Origin of the sequence: Bacteroides sp. 1_1_30, from assembly GCF_020982715.1 — a bacterium.
Classification (GTDB): domain Bacteria; phylum Bacteroidota; class Bacteroidia; order Bacteroidales; family Bacteroidaceae; genus Bacteroides; species Bacteroides xylanisolvens.
In genome coordinates this window covers 1-1776 of the sequence record NZ_JAJKHN010000195.1, presented here as the reverse complement: position 1 = coordinate 1776, position 1776 = coordinate 1, and the positions used below count along the sequence as shown (strand labels likewise).

At 30.3% G+C, this 1776-nt stretch carries 1 protein-coding gene; it reads left to right on the top strand.

Features of this window, described 5'->3' with window-relative positions; translation table 11 throughout:
• Positions 1-215 precede the first annotated feature (215 nt).
• Positions 216-1451: a site-specific integrase gene (locus LPH68_RS26115; RefSeq protein WP_008022203.1), complete on the top strand. Its 1236-nt coding sequence runs from the start codon at positions 216-218 to the stop codon at positions 1449-1451.
• Positions 1452-1776: the final 325 nt, after the last annotated feature.

Here is a 1776-nt window from a genome sequence, read left to right as displayed (position 1 = left end):
CAGATTTTATGTTGTAACCTTACTAAACGAAGATAAGATTTTTTTTATCAAAAAAATAGAATAGGTAGATTTCTAATTGAAAAATAAATACTCAAATATTTGATAAATAGAAGCTTATGCATTTATTAAAATCAGGCTGATTTATTACATTTGCATACATTTTGCATACAATATATGTATGCTTTACCTATTGTATAGATATAAATATTCATTTTATGTTCAAATATTCAAAAGATGGAATTTCGGTTTTAACCATATTAGATACCAGAAGAGCAAAAAAGAGTGGACAATTTCCTGTTAAAGTTCAAGTGGTATATAGAAGAAAGCAAAAATATTACTCAACTGGGAAAGAATTGTCAAAAGAAGATTGGGCAAGGTTATTAAAAGTAAAAAGCCGGTTATTGGCAGAAATTCGATCAGATATAGAGAGTAGTTTTTCAACTATTAAGCAACAAGTTAACGAACTGATACAAAAAGGAGAATTTAGTATTGAAACATTAAGCGCCAGGTTAGGAAGGCAGATGAATGATATGACTTTGCGCAGTGCTTTTCGCTTAAAAATGAAAGAACTGGAAGCCAATGAACAAGCAAACACTTACTTAAATTATCAAAGTGCTTTAAAAAGTTTAGAAGATTTCGGAGGTTCCACTATACCTTTGGAAAACATTACAATTGATTGGCTTAAACGTTGTGAAAAATTTTGGATATCAGAAGGTAAAAGCTATTCAAGCATAAGTATTTATTTCCGAGCTTTAAAGTGTGTCTTAAATCGTGCTGTACATGATGGTATCATAAAAGAATCATCTTTTCCTTTTGGAAAGAATAAATATGAAATTCCTGAAGGGTGTGGACGTAAATTAGCACTTACTCTTTCTGAAATAAAAAAAGTAATGTCTTATCAATGTGAAACAAAAGATATAGAAGAATTTAGGGATCTCTGGGTGTTTTCTTATTTATGTAATGGCATTAATTTTATGGATTTATTATTTCTTCAGTATTCAAATATTATGGATGGAGAAATATGCTTTGTACGCTCTAAGACATCTCGAACTACCAAACATAACAAAGAGATACATGCAATCATTACTCCTGAAATGTGGAATATTATTCAAAAATGGGGTAATCCAAGATTAAGCCCGCAAACGTATATTTTTAAATATGCTAGAGGATCTGAAGATGCCTTTGAAAAGATTAGATTGGTACGGCGTATTATAACCAAATGTAACAGAAGACTTAAAAAAATAGCCCAAGACATTGGAGTTTTTCAGTTGACGACTTACACGGCAAGGCATTCTTTTGCTACAGTATTAAAACGTGGAGGTGCGAAAACCTCATATATTTCTGAAAGCTTGGGACACTCTAACTTATCTGTAACCGAGCACTATTTAGCATACTTTGAAAAAGAGGAAAGAATAAGGAATGCTCAATTATTGACTAACTTTAATCTCTAGATTAATACATTTGCATGCAAATTGTATGTACAATGAAAAATGGACCAATAATTGATATAGGATAAAAGTGAGTATAATATTAAAAAACGCATATTCAGATTACCTATAATTTAGAATATGCATCTTGTTATCAGGAGTGTTTTGAAAACCGCAGGGATTTCCACTTTAGCCAAACGTAATTCAAATAAAAAAGGATAATATTATTGCAAATTATTCTTTTTATCGCCCGCGTAGTGATAGAATAATATCTAATATTGATAATATTAATCAAATGAAAAGATTCCGTTCTTTGTATTATCGGCACTAACTAGAAGAAAACAACTAC

Coding starts and splice junctions, on each gene's coding strand:
- LPH68_RS26115 (WP_008022203.1), top strand. CDS start 216: ATGTTCAAATATTCAAAAGATGGAATTTCGGTTTTAACCATATTAGAT.